We start from the raw sequence: 18,490 nt of genomic DNA on the forward strand, positions 1-18,490 counted from the left end.
GCGGGCCGGAGGGCAAAGCGGATACAGCGGATAACCCCGGAGGACGGCCCGCCCCGGCGGCGGTCGGAGCGGCGGGTGGGTCCGGTTGCGCAACGGACCGGCGCGGGGAGCGTTAGAAGCGGTGGGGATCCGGGAGCTACCAGCACCGGGCCCCGGACCCGGACCCCGGACCCGGCACTGGCCGGAGCCCGGGGGCCGCCGGCGCCCGAGGGGCGGGCGGCCCACCGGACACGGGGACCACTCCGTACGAACACCAGGAGCGTTCATGCTGCGCCGTATCGTCCTCACCGCGACCGTCACCGCCCTGTCGGCCGCCGCGCTCGGAGCCACCGCGACCACCGCGGGGGCGTCGGGTCTGCCCGTACCGCTGCCGCTGCTGTCGCCCGCGCCGGACCGGCTCACCGTGGTCGTCTCGGAGACGGGGAACACCCGGACCGACGGGCGGTACGAGCTGGAGTGCGCCCCGCCGCGGGGGACCCACCCGGCCGCCGAGGGCGCGTGCGAGCGGCTGGACCAGCTGGCGCGGCAGGGGAAGAACCCGTTCAAGCCGGTCGGCAAGGACCAGATGTGCACCCAGCAGGCCGGCGGGCCCGCGAAGGCGCGCATCACGGGCACATGGCAGGGACGGCGTATTAACGCCACGTTCACCCGGACTAATGGTTGTGAAATCTCTCGCTGGAACTCCCTGCATCCCGTACTGCCGAGTGCCAGGTCATAGCGCCGGGGCACACAGCACACGCACACAACCCCCCGGACGTCAGATGAGAGCTGCCCCCATCCAACGCCCCGGCACAGCCGCTGCCCTTAGACTCCCTCCAGTGACAGGCTGAGGGCCCTAGGGGCAAGATGGGGAGCGGCTTCAGCGTTTTTCGTAGTTGGTCAGGGAGGAAGCGCCGTCGTGAGCAGCAGGCCATCCCGAGGCGCTGCTCGCCTCGCAGCCATACTCGACGCCCTGCCCGACGGCCTCGTGCTCGTCAACTGCAACGGCACGGTCGTCAACGCCAACACCATCGCGCTCGAACTGTTCGAGACGCCCGGCACCGCCCTGGTCGGACGCGGACTGCTCGATCTGCTGCCCGCGTTCGACTCCCGGCTGATCCCGGGGTCCATGCGCCGCCAGGAGGCCGCCGAGGAACACAGGCGTACCAAGCCCGCGCGGATGGTGGCGCGGCGTACGGACGGCAGCGAGTTCCCGGTGGAGGTGACGAGCGCCAGTCTGGAGGACGGCCGGGAGGCGTACGACTCGTCCAACGCCTACACCGGTGACGAGCTGCTGATGCTCGTCGTACGGGATCTCTCCGGGACCGTGGACACCGAGGCCGAGCTGGCGCGTTCGCGGCGGCAGACGGAGATGATCCTGCGGGCCGCGGCGGAGGGAGTCGTCGGTACGGACACCGAGGGGCGGGTCGTGCTGGTCAACCCGGCCGCGGCGCAGATCCTCGGGTTCCGCGCCAGTGACCTCGGCGGCCAGGAGCTGCACCCGCTGATCCTGCACTCGCGTGAGGACGGGAAGCCGTTCCCGTACCCCGAGTCGCCGCTCGCGGACACGCTCAGGTCCGGGCGCAAGCACCGGGTGCGCGGGCAGGTGCTGTGGGCGAAGGACGGCTCGCGGGTGCCGGTCGATCTGACGACGGCTCCGGTGCGGGACGGGGACCAGCTGGTCGGCGCGGTGATGACGTTCACCGACCGGCGTCCGTTCGAGAAGGTCGCCGAGCGGCACCGGGCCGAGCTGGACGAGACGGCCGAACGGTTCGCCGCCGAGTTCGCCGACCGGGCGGACCGCTACACCGCCGAGATCGAGAGCCGTGACGAGCGCTATCTGGAGCTGGCGGAACGGCACCGGCAGCTGACGGCCGTGCTCGGCGAGTCACTGCGCGGGCCGCTGGAGGAGCTCCGTACGGAACTGGGCACGCTCGCCGCCGACCCGGCCGGGCAGCTGTGGCCCGAGGCCAACCAGATCCTGCACCATCTGGCCGCCGGCTACGCCCGGATGACCACGCTGATCGACAACGTCCTCGGCTTCCAGCGCCTCGGTACGGGCACCGAGCAGCTCTACAAGTCCAACGCGCTCCTCGACGCGATCGTCGGGGCCGGTGTCGAGGGCGCGGTCGAGCTGATCGGGCCGGGGCGGGCGCAGTTCGCGGTGCACGCTCCCCCGATCGAGGCCGAGGTGGACGCGGGGCGGCTGGCGACGGCGCTCGCGCATCTGATCGCGGACGTGGCCGGGGTCGACTCGACCGGCAAGGCCCGCCCGGCGCCGGGCGGCGCCTATGTGGACTCGACGATCGTGGTCGCGGCGGCGCAGCGCGGTGAGGTCGTACGGATCGAGGTACGGGGGCCGTTCGCCGGGGGCGACCCGGTGCACGAGCCGATCGTGCGCGGGATCGTCCGGGCCCACGGCGGAGTGCTCCAGACGCACGAGGTGCCGGGGATGAGCGGCAGCGCGTATGTACTGGAGGTGCCGCTCGGAGAGGGCGCGGGCTCGGTGCCCCCGCCCGGTGAGAACCCGGGGGGCGCGCTCGCCCTGCCGGGGCAGGCGTCGCCGGAGACCTCCGGGGGCGGCGGGAGGCGACGGGCGCGCAGGTCCTCCACGGACGCGTTCCTGGAGAGCCCGCTGAGCCCGCTGGTCGGGGAGCATCCGGCGGACCCGGCCGGTGTCGCGAACGGGCCGGGTGCGGTGGGTACGCCAGGTGGAGCGGGCCCGGCGGGTATGACGGGTACGGCGGCAGGGCAGGGCGGAACGGGTCGGCGGAGGGCCGTCCAGGGCGGTCCCGCGGCCAGGCCGGGTCAGCCGGACCGGGCCACGGGCCGCCCCGGTCCGGCGGGAACCGGCGCGCAGCCGGCGCTGGGCGGTCCGGCCCTCCGGGGAGCGCATCCGGGCCAGGCGGCGCAGGAAGCACAGGCGGCCCGGGGTGCGCACGGCATCCGGGGCGCTCAGGCGATCCCCGGGGCACGGGGAGCCCAGGGCGCGCAGGGGATTCAAGGGGCACAGGCGCCCCCCGGCGGGCGCGATGGCCGCGCCGCCCATGAGCTGATCCCCGCGCAGGACGCCGGGGGCGACGCCTCGGGCACCACGGGCGGCGGCGTCCAGGGCGGTGGGCCTCACGGCACCCCCCAGGACGGCGGCACCATGGGCGGACCCCACGGCACCGGCCGGAGGCGCGGGCGGCCCAGCCCCGCCGAGGAGGGTGTGGCGGTGGTGCCCGCGGGCGCGCCCCTGCCCAGCGAGGGTTCCGTGGTGACGGCCGCCGAGGGCGCGGCTCCGACCGGCCGAGCGGCGCTCGGCGAGACCGTACCGCCCCAGGGGGTATCGGCCGACGCGGGAGGTACGGGGAGGCGCGCCCGGCACGGCGGTGTGCCGGAGCTTCCCCCGGCGCTCGCGCCCGCGTCCGTTCCGGTGCCCGCGACGGGCTTGGCACCAGGGGCCGCCCCGGCTCCGGCGACGGGTACAGCGGCGGTTCCGGCCGGACGGCGGGCCCGGCGCGCGCTGGCCCCCGCGCCCGCCGAGATCCCCGGGGCCGGGCCCGGCGCGGTGTCCGCCGGTGCCTCCACGTCCGGTGGCGCCGGTGGGAACGGTGGCGCCGAACCGGTGGCCCGTACCGCTTTCGCGCTCCCGCCCGCCGAGTCCGACCGCGTCCCCCCGACGGCCGGAGAAGCAGACGCTTCCCTTCCGGGTCGGCACGACGCCGTGCGGAACCTGACCGGCACCGATCCCCACTTCACCCCGCCGCAGCCGCATCCCGCGCCGACGGGCCGCCGGCGCGCGCGGGGCGTAGCGGTGACCGGTCCGGGCGGTACGGATGACTCGACCGGGCAGCACACGGCCACGGAGGACGAGGCCACGGGAGTCGACGGCATGATCCCGGGGGTCCCCGGTATGGCGGTGGGCATCACCGGCGTACCCGCGCCGGCGGGCCAGGGCCCCGACCCGTCGGTGGGCAGCGGAATCGACCCGGCGGCTGCCATGGGGAGCGACCCGGCGGTCGCCATGAGGACCGACCCGTCGGTCGCCGTGGGCATGGATCCGGCGGTCGCCCTGGGGAGCGATCCGGCAGCGGCGACGGGCATGGATCCGGCGGCACAGGGCCTGGTACCCGGGGCGCGGCAGCACGGCACCGGCTCGGTGCCCCTTCCGTCGCCCGCGCCGGAAGGCCCCGTACCGCTGCCCTCGAACGGGCCCCCGTCCCTGGCCCAGCCGCTCCCGGCCGAGGCGCCCGAACCGGCGCCGCTGCCGGCCGACGCGTCGCAGGGGAAGGAGTTCAGCGTACGGACGCTGGGGCAGGGCGTGCCGTTCTCGCAGCAGATCTCCGAGAAGCAGAACCAGCCCGCCCACGGTTCCGGCCGCCGTCGCAAGCTGGCCACACCGCCCGACGCCGAGCGGGCGGAGCGCCCTGAGCCGCCGGAGAGGTCCGAGCGGCCCGCGGGGCCCGAATCGCCGGCCCGCCCGCACCCCCAGCCGGGCCGACCCGCCCAGCACACCGGGCATCCGCAGCAGCCCCCGCACGTCCAGCCCGCGGGCCAGATCCAGATCCAGACCCCGCACGCGCCCGGGGTCCAGCACTCGCACCAGACCCAGTCCGGCCTCCGGCTGCCCGTCGAACGCGAGGCCGAGGGGCGTGCGTACGCCATAGGCGCACCCGACGAGGGCGCGGAGGGCCCGGAACCGCTGGACGGACCCGGCGGCGCGGTCGAGGTGGCCAACCGGCCGCTGCCGCAGCCCGTCGACGACGAGCTGCCGCCGGAGCCGCTGGACAACCCCCGCAGGCTGCTGGTCTGGCCCGCGCCCGATGTCTCCACCCAGCAGGCGCTGAGCGAACGCGGTTACCGTCCCGTCGTCGTGCACTCGCGCGAGGAGGTCGACGCGCAGATCGCGGCGTTCCCGGCCGCGCTGTTCGTGGACCCGCTGACCGGGCCGATCACCCGTACGGCACTGCAGTCCCTGCGCCAGGCCGCGGTCGCCGCCGAGGTGCCGGTACTGGTGACCGCGGGGCTGGGGCAGGCGACCCGGGAGGCCGCGTACGGCGCCGATCCCGCGATCCTGCTCAAGGCGCTGGCCCCGCGCGACAGCGATCAGCACCCCTCACGCGTGCTGCTGATCGAGGAGCACGAGGAGATCGCGCTCGCGCTCACGGACGCGCTGGAGCGCCGGGGCCTTCAGGTCGCGCGCGCCGGTACGGACACGGAGGCGGTCACGCTCGCGGCGCAGATGCGGCCGAACCTGGTGGTGATGGATCTGATGCAGGTCCGCCGCCGCCGGGCCGGGATCATCGACTGGCTCCGCGCGAACGGCCAGTTGAACCGTACTCCGCTGGTCGTCTACACCTCCGCCGGTCTCAACCGCGCCGAGCTGCCCCGGCTGTCCTCCGGCGAAACGGTGCTCTTCCTCGCCGAGCGTTCCACGAGCGGCGAGGTCCAGGCGAGGATCGTGGATCTGCTCGCGAAGATCGGCACGAACTGAGCCGTACGCGCGTGCCCGGGTGACTCGTTGACGCGCACGAACTGTGCCGTGCACGCGCGTACGGGTGCCCGTTGACGCGCGCGGGCGTGCTCGGGCCTCCTCGCGTATGTACGGAGAGGTGTACGGAGGCGGGCGGAGGTGCACGGGGGCGGGCGGGCCGCCCCCGGCCCCGCCCCCGTACCGGTGAGCGCTACAACTCGGTGACGTCCAGCTCTCCGTCCGCGTACTGCCTGCGGATCACCTTCTTGTCGAACTTGCCGACACTCGTCTTCGGCACCGCCGGGATCAGCGCCCACCGCTCCGGGAGCTGCCACTTCGCGACCGTGCCGCCGAGGAACTCCTTCAGCGTCCCGTAGCCCACGGTCGCGCCCTCCTTGAGGACGACCGTCGCCAGCGGGCGCTCGCCCCAGCGTTCGTCGGGCACGGCGACGACGGCCGCCTCGGCGACCTCGGGGTGGGCCATCAGCGCGTTCTCCAGCTCGACACTGGAGATCCACTCGCCGCCGGACTTGATGACGTCCTTCGCCCGGTCGGTGAGGGTGAGGAAGCCGTCGGGGCTGATGACGCCGACATCGCCGGTCTTCAGCCAGCCGTCCTCGCTGAACTTGTCGGCGGGCCTGATCGGCTCGCCGCCCGCGCCGCCGTAGTACGCCGACGCGATCCAGGGCCCCCGGACCTCCAGCTCACCGGCCGATTCGCCGTCCCACGGCAGGAACTCGCCCTCCGGGCCGACGAGCCGCCCTTCGACGCCCGCCGGGAAACGGCCCTGGGTGACCCGGTACGGCCACTCCTGATCGGCGGACAGCCCGGCCGGGGCGTGCGCCATCGTGCCGAGCGGGGAGGTCTCCGTCATACCCCAGGCGTGGCAGACCCGTACGCCCAGCTTGTCGTACGCCTTCATCAGCGCGGGCGGACAGGCCGAGCCGCCGATGGTGACATGCCTCATCGACGACAGATCGCGGGGGTTCGCTGTGACCTCTGCCAGCAGGCCCTGCCAGATGGTGGGGACGGCGGCCGCGTGGGTCGGCTTCTCGCGCTCGATCATCTCGGCGAGCGGGGCGGGCTGGAGGAAACGGTCCGGCATGAGGACGTTGATACCGGTCATAAAGGTCGCGTGCGGCAGGCCCCAGGCGTTGACGTGAAACTGGGGGACGACGACCAGGGTGGTGTCCTTGTCCGTCAGGCCCATCGACTCGCTCATGTTGACCTGCATCGAGTGGAGGTAGATCGAGCGGTGGGAGTACACCACGCCCCGGGGGTCCCCGGTGGTCCCGGAGGTGTAGCACATCGCCGCGGCCGAACGCTCGTCCAGCTCCGGCCAGTCGTAGGACGCCGGGCGGCCCGCGATCAGCTCCTCGTACTCGTGCACCCGTGCCGCGGTGTCCGCGCCCGCGAGCGCGGAACGGTCCCCCGGGCCCGATACGACGATGTGCTCGATCGTCGGGAGGTGGGGGAGGAGCGGTACGAGGAGGGGGAGCACGGAGGCGTTGACGACGACAGCGCGGTCGGCGGCGTGATTGACGATCCAGACCAGCTGCTCGGGGGGCAGACGGAGGTTGAGGGTGTGCAGTACGGCGCCCATGGACGGGATCGCGAAGTACGCCTCAAGATGCTCGGCGTTGTTCCACATGAGCGTGGCCACACGATCGCCGGTGTCGATGCCCAGCTCGTCGCGCAGGGCGTGGGCCAGCCGGCTGGCGCGCTCGCCCGCCTCCCGGAAACTGCGGCGCTGGGGCTCGGGTTCTCCCGTCCAGGTCGTGATCCGCGACGTGGCGTGGATCCTCATCCCGTGTTGCAGGATGCGGGTCACGGTCAGTGGTGCGTCCTGCATGGTGCTCAGCACGGCGTCCTCCCGGTGGGCGCTGGCGCTACGTGAGAGAAGGGGTGTGCCGAATTCTCCGCGCGTAGCGCGCGGTATGTCACTACCTCTTCGGGAGGCGTTTCAGCCGATGCCGTACGGAAACGGCGGCGGGGTCGCGGGTTGGGGCGGCACTGAACCGTGGGAGCCGGGCGGGCGCGGGCGTGGAGTCCGCGATTGCGACGGGCTGCGGGTGGGGGCTGCCGGTGCCGCGGGTGCGGGCACGGGGGCCGCGGGTGGTGCGGGTGCGGGGGCGTGGGGGCCGCGGGTGGTGCGGGTGCGCTCCGGGTGCTGCGGTGCGCCCGGGGGCCTGGCGGTGCGGGATTCCGGGTCGGCAGGTCGTGGAAGTCCGGGACCAGGGGAATCCGGAGGCAGGGGTGTCAGGAGGTCCCACGACCCGTGGATACGGGGGGCCGGGGCCGGATGGGCTTGGGGTGCGGAAGTCCGGAGCCGGACCCTGAGACGCGAAGGTCTGGGGCAGGCACCCGGGATACGGAAGTCCGGGGCTGGGGCCCTGGTGGGCCGGATGGGGCGGTCGGGGCGCCGGTCAGCGTACGGGCGCGAGTTCAGGATCCTCACGCAGCTTGCCCAGTGCCCGCGACACCGCGCTCTTGACCGTCCCCACGGACACCCCGAGCACCTCCGCCGTCTGGGCCTCGCTGAGATCCTCGTAGTAGCGCAGCACCACCATCGCCCGCTGCCGGTCCGGCAGCTTCATCACGGCCCGCCACATGGCATCGTGCAGCACCTGCTGCTCGGCGGGATCGGGGGCGGGTACCGTCTCCGGCTCGGGCAGTTCCTCACAGGCGAACTCGTCCACCTTGCGCTTGCGCCACTGCGAGGTACGGGTGTTGAGCAGGGCCCGGCGGACATAGCCGTCGAGCGCCCGGTGGTCCTCGATCCGCTCCCACGCGACATACGTCTTCGTGAGCGCGGTCTGGAGCAGATCCTCGGCGTCGCTCGGATTGGCGGTGAGAGAACGTGCGGTTCGCAGCAGCACGGGCCCCCGCGCCCGTACATACGACGAGAACGACGAATAGCGGGCGTAGGTCGCATACCGTGCGTCGACTCCGTACGGCGGAGGCACCGGCACGGCGGCCTTCGAGGCGCTTGTGCAGACTGGCGTGGTCATAGGACCACGCTAGGAGCGAGCCCTGCTCCTGCGGATCGGCCACAGGTCCTGAAGGCATGTCCGCCTCAGGTTGTACGGGTGGTGTCAGCCTCACCTCCTGGAGGTGGAGAAGACCCTCAGGGGCGATGACATGGCGCTGGGCGCCGGACGACCCGATCCCCGGGGCGTGCCGGACGCCCGATGCCCGGGGTCCCGGCCCCGAACCGGGGCCGAGGCCCCTCCCCGCCGTGCGCCCACGGCCCCGGCGGCGGTACCTACTCGTGCCGGTGACCGGATAACGCCGGTCGTACGGGTCGTACACCTCCAGGTGGAGACGGGTGGCCGAAAACAATGCCTCGGCGGAGCGTCTTCCGCCCCCCGTCGAGGGTTCGCCCACCGGTTCGTTCACCGGTTCGTTGGTGGGTTCTTTGGTCAGTTCTTTGGTCAGTTCTTTTGTCGGTTCTTTCGTCGGTCGCCCACCGGTCTGTCGTCGGCTCGTCCTCAACCCGCCGTCGGCTCGTCCTCAACCCGCCGTCAACTCGTGGTCGGTGTGTTCATCGGTTGCTCATCTGCCGGGGAGGCGAGGGGCCGGTCCCGGGGCATGCCCACGAACAGTGCCGGCAGCTGACGGCTGATACCTCCCGGCCGTGCCCTGGTTGGGCGCGGGCAGCCGATAAAACGCATTGTCGGTCCCGGCCCGGGCTGCGAGAGCATCCCGTGCATGGAGAAGCCCGCCGAGAGTCTCTGTTCCGACCAGGTGGAGTTGCGCCGCTGGCGTACGGACGATCTCGATGCCCTGAACCGGACGATCCACGAGTCCTTGGACCATCTGGTGCCGTGGATGCCCTGGGCAGCCGCCCCTGGCAGGCAGCACACCGCTGATTTCCTCGCCCGGAGCGAGGAGGAGTGGGAGGCCGGTCAGTCCTTCGCCTATGCCATCACGTCGGACACCGAGGTCATCGGCAGCTGCTCCCTGATGCGCCGCATCGGTCCGGGCGGCCTCGACATCGGGTACTGGCTTCACCCCCGGTGGAACGGACGGGGTCTCGCCACGATGGCCGCCGGGGCTCTCGTCCGCCAGGGCTTCCTTCTGGCGGGCATCGACCGCATCGAGATCCATCACGATGCCGCCAACTCGGCCAGCGGAGCCGTCGCCCGCCGCCTGGGATTCACCGAGACCGAACGCATACCCGTCGCCGATGGGCCCGTCACCCCCGGCGAAGTGGGGATCGACGTCATCTGGCGGATGACGGTGGACGACTGGAAGACGAGAACGGCTGAGCACCCCGGACGACCGAGCTGAGCCCACCCGGGCAGACGCTGGCGCGGCGGCGCGGGCCGCCTGGGCGAGGCTCGGGCACGCACTCCGGACCACCGAACTGAGCAGACCCGGCGGGCGTCGGCTTGGCCAAGCGTCGGCTCGGGCAGACGCCGGATCGGGCAGACGCCGGCTCGCCGGCGCGGGCCGCCAGAGCGAGGCTGCGGGGCGGGCACCCCGGAAACCCGACCCCGGAACAGTCGCCCTTGCGAGGATGCGTACGTCGCCCGCGTGGGCTGGATACCCGTACCAAGTGCCGTATCAGACCTCCGTACAAGACCTCCATATCAGGTGTCCGGATCAGGTGTCCGTGCCCAGGATCAGGCCCGATGTGGGGACGCCCGTGCCGGCGGTGACCAGTGCCCGGGCCGCGCCCGGTATCTGGTTCACCGATGTGCCCCGGATCTGACGGACCGCCTCCGCGATGCCGTTCATCCCATGGAGATACGCCTCCCCCAGCTGTCCGCCGTGGGTGTTCAGCGGTACCCCTTCCTCCGCCACGAAGTCCGACGCCTCACCGGGTCCGCAGAACCCGAACTCCTCCAACTGCATCAGCACAAACGGCGTGAAATGGTCATAGATGATCCCGACGTCCATCTCCCCGGGCCCGAGCCCGGAAGTCCGCCAGAGCTGCCGGGCGACCACTCCCATCTCGGGCAGCCCGGTGAGATCGTCCCGGTAGAAGCTCGTCATCTGCTCCTGCGCCCGCCCCGCCCCCTGTGCGGCGGCGACGATCACCGCGGGGGGCCGCCGCAGTTCACGGGCCCGCTCCACACTGGTGACGACGATCGCCTGACCGCCGTCGGTCTCCTGACAGCAGTCCAGCAGCCGCAACGGCTCGACGATCCAGCGCGAGGCCGCGTGATCGGCGAGGGTGATGGGCTTCCCGTAGAAGTACGCGGCGGGGTTCCGGGCCGCGTACCGGCGGTCCGTGACGGCGACCGGGCCGAACGCGTCGGGCGACAGACCATAGGTGTGCAGATAGCGCTGCGCCGCCATCGCCACCCAGGACGCGGGCGTGAGCAGACCGGACGGCAGATTCCACCCGAGCGCCGCGCCCTCCGCCGACGGCTCCCGGTGCTGTACCCCGGAACCGAAGCGCCGCCCCGACCGCTCGTTGAACGCCCGGTAGCAGACGACGACTTCAGCCACACCCGTCGCCACGGCCAGCGCCGCCTGCTGCACGGTGGCACAGGCCGCACCGCCCCCGTAGTGAATACGGGAGAAGAAGGACAGCTCACCGATACCGGCCGCCTGGGCGACGGTGATCTCCGGGCTGGTGTCCATCGTGAACGTGACGAGCCCGTCCACATCGCCGGGGGAAAGCCCCGCATCGTCCAACGCGGCCCGCACCGCCTCCACCGCCAGCTTCAACTCGCTGCGCCCCGAGTCCTTCGAGAACTCCGTCGCCCCGATACCGGCTACCGCCGCCCGCCCGCCGAGCGAGTCCTTGCCATGCACACTCATATGGCGACCTCCCCGCCGGCGGCCCCGGGAACGGTCACCGATACCGTCCCGGTGACATGGTTGCCGAGACCGTTGGTTCCGATGACCCGAACCTCCGCGGCGCCGTTCTCCACGGACGTCACCGTGCCGCGCAACACCATCAGGTCTCCCGGGTAGTTGGGCGCGCCCAGTCGTATGGCGACCTTGCGGAGCACGGCACGCTCTCCCAGACAGTCCGTGATGTACCGACCGACCAGGCCGTTGGTGGTCAGAATGTTCATGAAGACATCGGGGGAGCCCTTCTGCCGGGCCAACTCCGCGTCGTGGTGAACATCCTGGTAGTCACGGGACGCCACCGCCCCCGCGACGATCAGCGTGCGGGTGATCGGGATCTCCAGCGGCGGCAGCTCATCACCGGCCCGCACCTCGCGCCCGTGCCCGTGCCCGCCACCAGGCTCGCCCGAAACTCCGGGCCCACCCGAACCATGCGATGGGCCTTCCCGGCCCGAACCGTGCAGTGGGCCAGGCCCGCCCGGCCCGTCCCAGCGGTCGGGCTCACCGGCCCGACCCGCCCCTTCGTACTCGCCTGACTCGCCGGACTCGCCGGATCGGCCAGCACCACCGAACCGGCCCGGTCCACCCGACCCGCCCTTCTCGCCGACCCTGCCCGGCTCACCCGGCCCACCGAACCGAGCCGACCCGCTCGGCGCTCCGGAGTCGACGAACCTGCCCGGGTCTGCGCGCCCACCCCGATCAACGGACGCCAGGGGCCCACCTGTCTGATCGAGGTGACCGAGCCGATCCGGCCGGTCGGGCTGACCGCTGTTCATACCGTCCCCTCCTTCGCGAGCAGTGCTCCAAGTTCCGCCAGGACTTCGCTGCCGCACCCCAGATACATGTCCAGTTGCCGCCCCCACAGAAAGTGGCGATGGACGGGGTGGTCCAGATCGGCGCCGAGGCCGCCGTGCAGATGCTGGCCCGCGTGAACGACCCGGGTGCCCGCCTCCGACGCCCACCACGCGGCGGTCAGCGCATGGGTGGCGAACGGCAGGCCCTCGTCGTACCGCCAGGCCGCCTCGTACGCGGTGACCCGTATCGCCTCCGTGTCCATATACGCGTCGGCCGCGCGGAGCAGGACACCCTGGTTGGTGGAGAGCGGACGTCCGAACTGCTCGCGGGTCGAGGTGTGTTGGACGGCACGGGCGAGCGAGCCCGCGCAGACCCCGGCCTGGAGCCCCGCGAAGGCGATACGGCCCATGGCGAGGACCTCCTCGTAAGCACCGGGCCGCCCGCTGCCCCCACCGGGAGGCGCTTCGGAAGGACTCCCGGCGGAGGCATCGCCCGAGGCCGGACCGAGGCCGCCCGGTCCGGACGTTCCGCCTTTCCCGGATGTTCCGGAAGAAGCACCCGTCCGGCTGCCCGTCGAGGCCGGGACCGCTCCGGCGGAGACGTCTGCCACGGCGTGGACCGGGGCACGGCCCGGTTCCCCGAGCCGCTCGGCGGGTGTGCCGTCCAGGACCAGGCGACCCGCCGACCAGGGCGCCGTGGTCTCCACCGGCGCGGTCTCCGCGTCGGCGACCCGGACCCACCACAGAGCCCGCTCGGCATCGGCGACCAGCACATGGGTGGCATCGCGCAGCCAGGGCACCCAGCCCACGGTGCCGGTCAGCGCCCCCCGGGCGGGCCGCGCCCCGCCCGGGGGGCCGGCGACCGGGGCGGGCCGCGCCACGCCCGCCGCCGTACCGCCTCCGTCCGTCCGACCGGGCGCGGCCTCCCGACCGGGCACGACCGCCCGAACGGCCCCGTGTCCGCCGCCGGTTCCGCCGAGCGCGCCCGTCGCGACCACCGTCCCGTCCCGCAGCCCCGGGAGCAGCCGTGCCCGCTGCTCGTCCGTGCCGTGCGCGGTCACCGCCAGCAGTCCATGGACGGCGCTCACCGCGAAGGGGGTCTGCGCGGTCGTACGCCCCTGCTCCTCCAGCAGCAGGACCAGCCCCAGCAGTCCGATGTCCTCGATCGCCGCCATGAGGCCCGTCGCGCACAGGGTCTTCCACAGCTCGGCGTCACTGCCGGTACCGAGCGAGGACAGCCGGTCCGGGGTGGCGAGGTCGCCGAAGACCCGGGCCGCCAGATCCCGGGCGGCGGCCTGCTCCTCCGTCGGGGTGAAGTCCATATCAGCCCTCACCCCCGCCCTTACCAGCGCTCATCCCGGCGCGCGCCCCTCCGCCGGTATCCGTATCCGTCCCGGCGGTGTCCCCATCCGCTCCCGCTCCCGCTCCCGCTCCTGCGGATGTGCCGCCGGTGTCCGTCAGCCCCGATGCCCCCGGCACCCCTGTGGCCCGGAACACCGGGACCGTCAGGTCCTCGTCCACCCGGAGGAACTCCAGCTCCACCGGCATGCCGATCCGCACCTTGTCGTACGGCACACCCGTCACACCGGCCACGATCCGCACCCCCTCCGCCAACTCGATCAGCCCCACCGCATACGGCGGGTCGAAGGCGGGGAACGGAGGATGGTGCGAGACCACAAAGGAGTAGATGATCCCCGCGCCGCTCGCCTCGACGGTGTCCCACTCGGGCGCGCCGCATGTCCGGCATCCCGGCAGCCAGGGGAAGCGGAGGGAGGCGCAGTCCTGGCACCGCTGGATCAGCAGCCGACGCTCGGCGACACCGTCCCAGAATCCGGCATTGTCCCTGTTGATCACCGGTCTCGGCCGCTTGGCCACCGCCCCCGGAGCTACCGGACGCTGCTCCTGCGCCGCCCCCGCATCCGTCGGCGACCGGCCCGCGGCTCGCCTGTCCGTATCCGACCGGCCGGTGGACGGCTTGCCCATGGGGGAGCCAGAGGAACCGGACGCCCCGAACGACCCGGACGCCGCAGAGGACTTCTTCGCCGACGGCTTCCCCCCGGACGGCCCTTCCTCAGACGGCCTTCCCCCGGACAGCCTTCCCTCCGACGAAGTCCCCCGCGGGGCGTACTTCAGAATCCGGAAGCGGTGTGTCCCGGCCGGCTCTCCGTTCGCCGCTATGTCCATCCGCGTCGTAACGAAGTGACCCGTCCCCAGCTTTGTCGTCTTGCGGCCGGACACCGACTCGATCACCGCGTCGAAGGTGATCCGGTCCCCCGGGCGGAGCGGCCGCAGATACTCCTGCTCGCAGTCGGTCGCGACCACCGAGGTGTATCCGGCGCCGTCGAGCAGGGCGAACAACTCGTCCTGGGCGGCCGACCGGTCCGTGTGCCCGGAGAGACCGCCCATCGTCCACGCCTGCAGCATCGTCGGCGGAGCGATGGCATCCGGTCCCCGGTACGCCGGGTTCGTGTCCCCCATCGCCTCGCACCAGTGCCTGATCATCGGTTCGTTGACCAGGTCCTTGCCGACGCCCGCGACGGTGGCCGGCCGCCCCTCGTACGCCTTCAGCCGTTCGTACAGCTCCTCCTGACCGCCCCCGGCGGCCTCCCCGCTCCTCGGTGACTCCATCACCGCCGCCCCCTCTTCATACCGAGCCGCATCGTCGCGACGATCTCCCGCTGCACCTCGCTCACCCCTCCCCCGAAGGTGTTGATCTGCGCTGCCCTGTTCATCCGCTCCAGCTCCCCCTCGCCCGCGCCGCCCGCCGCACCGCCGGCCGGGACCTCGCTCCCGTCCCCGCCGTCCGCCCGGCCGTCCGGCGAAAGGACCGCCCGACCATCCGCCCCACCGGCCTCCGGACCGCTCACCGGACATCTCTCCGGACCGTCCGCCCGGCCCGTCCCCGGCAACGCGCCGGGAGAGCCGGCCCGGATCAACCCGGCCTCCCCCGCGATCTCCTGACACATTCGATACACCGCGACCGCGGATTCGGTTCCCATGAATTTCACGCCGCTGGCATCGCCCGGAGCCAGCCGGCCGGCCCCCACGTCCCCCACCAAACGCCAGTTGAGAAGGCGTGTCGCCGCAAGCCGCGCATACGCCTCGGCGGCCCGGAACTGGATCCACGGTTCGTCAATGCGACGCCTGCCCGTCACCGGATCGGGCGTACGGGCCCGGTCGAGCGCCACCGCGAAGAAGTCCTCGGCCTGCATACCGATCGCGGCCAGCGCCACACGTTCGTGGTTGAGCTGGTTGATGATCAGCCCCCAGCCGCCGTTCTCCTCACCGACGAGGTTCGCGGTGGGCACCCGTACACCGTCGTAGTACGTCGAGGTCGTGGTCAGCCCGCCCACCGTCTCGATGGGCGTCCAGGAGAAACCGGGAGCGTCGGTCGGCACGAGGATGATCGAGATGCCCTTGTGCTTGGGCGCCTCGGGGTCGGTACGGCAGGCGAGCCAGATCCAGTCGGCGTTCTGGGCGTTGCTGGTGAAGATCTTCTGGCCGTCGAGGATCCAGTGCTCGCCGTCGCGTACGGCCCGGGTGCGCAGTGCGGCGAGATCGGTCCCGGCCTCGGGCTCGCTGTAACCGATCGCGAACACGGCCTCACCACTGAGGATGCGCGGCAGGAAGAACGACTTCTGCTCCTCGGTGCCGTACCTCATCAGAGTCGGGCCGACGGTGTTCAGGGTCACCATGGAGACGGGCGCGCCCGCGCGGTACGCCTCGTCGAAGAAGACGAACTGTTCGCCGGGCCCGCGGCCCTGTCCTCCGTACTCGACCGGCCAGCCCAGGCCGAGCATGCCGTCGGCGCCGATACGGCGCAGCAGCGAGCGCTGGGCGGCGGTGTCGGTGGCGGCCGGGGGGCCGTCCGGCATCACGGTCCGGAAGTACGAACGTAGTTCGGCGCGCAGCTGCCGCTGCCGCTCCGTCGGGGCGAGGTGCACGGCGGCGGCCTCCCGGGGCGTACGGGATCTCAGGATCGGATTTCTGACTGTCCGTCAGAAAACTCGTACCTGTCAAGGCCACCGGCCGCAGCCGACCTACCCGGCTCCAGCCATTCCGCCCGGCCGCAGCAGCCCCGGCCGCAAGAGCCCCGGTAACCCCGGCCAACCACAGGAGCCCCGGCCGTCCCCGCCCGGCCGCCGACGTACGCGGCCGCCGGCCACCCCCTTCACCACCCCCAACACAGAAACCGCCTGTGCGGCGGCGCCGAAGCACCGCCGCACAGGCAGTCGTTCACCCCTCGATCGACGCCCCCCTCGGGCCTGGCGTCACCACAGGTTCGTGAAGTTCACGACCGTGTAGTCGTTGTCCTGGTCGATGGCGGTGAAGGCGGAGCCGTTCACGCTCGCGATGTTGCTCTGGTTGGACGCCCCGGCGCCGCTGGCCACCTGCTGACTGGTGGTCGAATTACCCCAGTTGTCACCACCGACACCACTGCCGATGATCGAGGCGACCGTCGCGTTCGATCCGTCGTCCGCGAAGGCGCCGTTGTCGGCCGCGGCGACGCCCGAGAACAGGGCGGCCGTGAGAGGCAGGGCGGCGACAGCGGCGAGGACGCGGGCGGTACGGATGCTTGCCATGTCATTTCCTCCATGAACGGGAAGTGCAGAAGTACGGCTGATCCCGGGTGGCCGGCCGACCGCCCCGGTTCGTGGTCACGACGTCGCGACCTCAGAGTTGCCCAGCAGATCCCCGGCGAACCACCCAAGCCGGAGCGATTCCCCCTCAAGCGTGAGGACACTCCGATAAACCCCTTTCACGCCCGCAGAACCGCAGCTCAGAGCTGTGCACACCCCTTCAGCAAGCGCAGAACCCCGCTCCCGTACGAGGTGAAGCGTTACGGCACTTTTTCGGCCAACCTTCCCCTCTTCCGTTCTTCGAACATCTGTACGAACATAGAGCCATGGCCATCATCGACCGGGGGACCGCCACCCTGGCCCTCGCCCATGCCCTGGCCGCCGCGGAGCGCGGGCTCCCTGTCATCCCGCTGTCGCCCTCGAAGCTCCCGGCCCTGCGCTCACCGCACCGGGACGAGACCGAGCCGGCCCTGTGCCGCGGGGAATGCGGCCTCCCCGGCCACGGCGTCCACGACGCCACCACCGACCCGGCGGGCGTCCGCGCGCTCTTCGCCGCCGCGCCCTGGGCCACCGGGTACGGCATCGCCTGCGGCAGGCCACCGCACCATCTGATCGGTATCGACCTCGACACCACCGAGTCCCCGGGCCACACAGGAACGGCGGGTTCCGTGGCCGATTCCCTCTCCGCGCTCCGGGACCTGGCACTGCGGCATCTGTTCACGATCCCGGAGACGGTCACGGTCCTCACCCCGAGCGGCGGCCGTCATCTGTGGCTGACCGGCCCCCGGGATGTCGTCGTACCGAACTCCGCGAGCCGGCTCGCCCCCGGCATCGACGTGCGTGGATCCGGCGGCTACCTCGTCGGGCCCGGCTCGGTCTCGGCCCATGGCGCGTACCGCCTCGCCCCCGGTACGGCAGAGCTGTCCCCCGCCCCCTGCCCCCGCGCACTCCTGCGCCTTGTCACACCGCCCGCGCGCCCCCGTCGCCCCGCGCACGCCCGTCCCCGACCGCCCCATGGCCAGGGCCTGGTCCACTTCGTCCTCGCCGCCCATGAGGGCCAGCGGAACACCCGCCTCTTCTGGGCGGCCTGCCGCGCGTACGAGAACGGCATCGGCGACTCCCTCGCGGACGCCCTCACCGAAGCCGCCGTCCACGCCGGCCTGACCGAACGCGAGGCCCGCGCCACGATCACCTCGGCCGCCAGACTCACCTCGGGCCGCCGCCGCTGACCTGGAAACCGCGGAGCCGGAAACCGCGAAGCCGGTAGCCACTGAGCTGGAAACCGCTGAGCCGGGAGCCGCTGACCTGACTGCCGCCGACCTGAGAGCCGCCGACCTGATGAGCCGCTGAGCTGGGGAAAGAGCGGGAGAGTACGCGTGGCCCGGGCGGATCCATACTCCCGTGCGCGCTAGCGCCCCGAGCCATAAGGTGCGGAGCCATGAGCATAAGACTGACCGAGATCAACCTCTCCTCCGGGCGCTCCATCGAACTCTCGGATCTGCACCTGTCGACGACCTACGGCGGAGTGCTGGAGGGCTATCCCTACAAGGAGTTCAACGACCGCAAGCTCACACGGCTGATCGAGTCCACCGAAAAACGCCGGCCCCACCACGCGGTCCACCTGATCACGCCTCCCCGCGAACTCCCGGACACCAGCGCGGGCCGAAGGGGCCCGGTCGAACTGCTCCCCGCCGTGACCTGCGTCGGTCTCTTCACCTCCGGACCCATCGATCCGGCCTGCGACCTCTCCATGCTCACGGTCATCTGGTTCCAGCCCACCGCCGAGGTCCCGACCACCAGCACCGCCGACCCCGGCCTCCTCACCCTCGACTGGGAGGCGCTCGCCAAGGACGGCGACTACTAGGTGTATT

Annotated in this window: 13 protein-coding genes; 5 read left to right on the top strand and 8 right to left on the bottom strand. The window is 72.3% G+C overall.

From position 1 onward, the window contains the following. Window positions 1–265 precede the first annotated feature (265 nt). Window positions 266–718 carry an SSI family serine proteinase inhibitor gene (locus tag ACIBCM_RS12580; RefSeq protein ID WP_399242204.1) on the top strand — a complete coding sequence of 151 codons (453 nt, stop codon included), beginning with the start codon at window positions 266–268 and terminating at the stop codon, window positions 716–718. Window positions 719–898: 180 nt separating this feature from the next. Beyond that, window positions 899–5,458: a PAS domain-containing protein gene (locus tag ACIBCM_RS12585; protein ID WP_399242206.1), complete on the top strand. Its 4,560-nt coding sequence runs from the start codon at window positions 899–901 to the stop codon at window positions 5,456–5,458. Window positions 5,459–5,648: 190 nt separating this feature from the next. Here ACIBCM_RS12585 and ACIBCM_RS12590 read toward each other — a convergent pair whose 3' ends face one another. Beyond that, window positions 5,649–7,301 carry a long-chain fatty acid--CoA ligase gene (locus tag ACIBCM_RS12590; RefSeq protein ID WP_399242208.1) on the bottom strand — a complete coding sequence of 551 codons (1,653 nt, stop codon included), beginning with the start codon at window positions 7,299–7,301 and terminating at the stop codon, window positions 5,649–5,651. Window positions 7,302–7,863: 562 nt separating this feature from the next. After that, window positions 7,864–8,448 (bottom strand): SigE family RNA polymerase sigma factor, encoded by a 585-nt coding sequence (locus tag ACIBCM_RS12595; RefSeq protein ID WP_399242210.1) that lies wholly within the window; start codon window positions 8,446–8,448, stop codon window positions 7,864–7,866. 700 nt (window positions 8,449–9,148) lie between these two features. Between ACIBCM_RS12595 and ACIBCM_RS12600 the strand changes: the two genes are divergently transcribed. Next, window positions 9,149–9,730, top strand: a complete 582-nt coding sequence (locus tag ACIBCM_RS12600) for a GNAT family N-acetyltransferase (RefSeq protein ID WP_399242213.1) — start codon at window positions 9,149–9,151, stop codon at window positions 9,728–9,730. A gap of 315 nt (window positions 9,731–10,045) precedes the next feature. On the opposite strand, the gene ACIBCM_RS12605 is transcribed toward ACIBCM_RS12600, so the two are convergent. The 6 genes from ACIBCM_RS12605 to ACIBCM_RS12630 form a co-directional block, all read right to left on the bottom strand. Further along, window positions 10,046–11,212, bottom strand: coding sequence for a lipid-transfer protein (locus ACIBCM_RS12605; RefSeq protein ID WP_399242215.1), 1,167 nt, complete (start codon window positions 11,210–11,212; stop codon window positions 10,046–10,048). After that, the gene (locus ACIBCM_RS12610) at window positions 11,209–11,616 is read right to left on the bottom strand and encodes a MaoC family dehydratase (RefSeq protein WP_399242217.1); all 408 of its coding nucleotides are present in this window, start codon (window positions 11,614–11,616) and stop codon (window positions 11,209–11,211) included. Before ACIBCM_RS12610 ends, ACIBCM_RS12605 begins: the two co-directional genes overlap by 4 nt. Window positions 11,617–12,017: 401 nt before the next feature. Beyond that, entirely contained in the window at window positions 12,018–13,361 is a 1,344-nt protein-coding gene (locus tag ACIBCM_RS12615; protein ID WP_399242219.1) for an acyl-CoA dehydrogenase family protein, read from the bottom strand. A 1-nt stretch (window position 13,362) separates the two neighbouring features. Beyond that, on the bottom strand, window positions 13,363–14,667 hold the full coding sequence (locus tag ACIBCM_RS12620) for a bifunctional MaoC family dehydratase N-terminal/OB-fold nucleic acid binding domain-containing protein (RefSeq protein WP_399242221.1): 1,305 nt from the start codon (window positions 14,665–14,667) through the stop codon (window positions 13,363–13,365). Then, a complete protein-coding gene (locus ACIBCM_RS12625) occupies window positions 14,667–15,983 on the bottom strand; it encodes an acyl-CoA dehydrogenase family protein (RefSeq protein WP_399242224.1) in 1,317 nt (438 codons plus the stop codon). Before ACIBCM_RS12625 ends, ACIBCM_RS12620 begins: the two co-directional genes overlap by 1 nt. Window positions 15,984–16,310: 327 nt before the next feature. Beyond that, window positions 16,311–16,622: a hypothetical protein gene (locus ACIBCM_RS12630; RefSeq protein WP_399242226.1), complete on the bottom strand. Its 312-nt coding sequence runs from the start codon at window positions 16,620–16,622 to the stop codon at window positions 16,311–16,313. A 323-nt stretch (window positions 16,623–16,945) separates the two neighbouring features. On the opposite strand from ACIBCM_RS12630, the gene ACIBCM_RS12635 reads away from it, so the two are divergent. After that, window positions 16,946–17,848: a bifunctional DNA primase/polymerase gene (locus ACIBCM_RS12635; RefSeq protein WP_399242228.1), complete on the top strand. Its 903-nt coding sequence runs from the start codon at window positions 16,946–16,948 to the stop codon at window positions 17,846–17,848. A gap of 209 nt (window positions 17,849–18,057) precedes the next feature. Next, complete coding sequence (locus ACIBCM_RS12640) at window positions 18,058–18,483, top strand: hypothetical protein (RefSeq protein WP_399242229.1); 426 nt, start codon at window positions 18,058–18,060, stop codon at window positions 18,481–18,483. The last annotated feature ends 7 nt before the right edge of the window (window positions 18,484–18,490 follow it).

The sequence above is a fragment of the Streptomyces sp. NPDC051018 genome, assembly GCF_044456085.1.
In the GTDB taxonomy this organism is placed as follows: domain Bacteria; phylum Actinomycetota; class Actinomycetes; order Streptomycetales; family Streptomycetaceae; genus Streptomyces.

Excerpts from the sequence above, each read along its gene's own strand:
- ACIBCM_RS12580 (WP_399242204.1), top strand. The coding sequence starts at position 266 with ATGCTGCGCCGTATCGTCCTCACCGCGACCGTCACCGCCCTGTCGGCC.
- ACIBCM_RS12595 (WP_399242210.1), bottom strand. The coding sequence starts at position 8,448 with ATGACCACGCCAGTCTGCACAAGCGCCTCGAAGGCCGCCGTGCCGGTG.
- ACIBCM_RS12600 (WP_399242213.1), top strand. The coding sequence starts at position 9,149 with ATGGAGAAGCCCGCCGAGAGTCTCTGTTCCGACCAGGTGGAGTTGCGC.
- ACIBCM_RS12605 (WP_399242215.1), bottom strand. The coding sequence starts at position 11,212 with ATGAGTGTGCATGGCAAGGACTCGCTCGGCGGGCGGGCGGCGGTAGCC.
- ACIBCM_RS12615 (WP_399242219.1), bottom strand. The coding sequence starts at position 13,361 with ATGGACTTCACCCCGACGGAGGAGCAGGCCGCCGCCCGGGATCTGGCG.
- ACIBCM_RS12620 (WP_399242221.1), bottom strand. The coding sequence starts at position 14,667 with ATGGAGTCACCGAGGAGCGGGGAGGCCGCCGGGGGCGGTCAGGAGGAG.
- ACIBCM_RS12630 (WP_399242226.1), bottom strand. The coding sequence starts at position 16,622 with ATGGCAAGCATCCGTACCGCCCGCGTCCTCGCCGCTGTCGCCGCCCTG.
- ACIBCM_RS12635 (WP_399242228.1), top strand. The coding sequence starts at position 16,946 with ATGGCCATCATCGACCGGGGGACCGCCACCCTGGCCCTCGCCCATGCC.
- ACIBCM_RS12640 (WP_399242229.1), top strand. The coding sequence starts at position 18,058 with ATGAGCATAAGACTGACCGAGATCAACCTCTCCTCCGGGCGCTCCATC.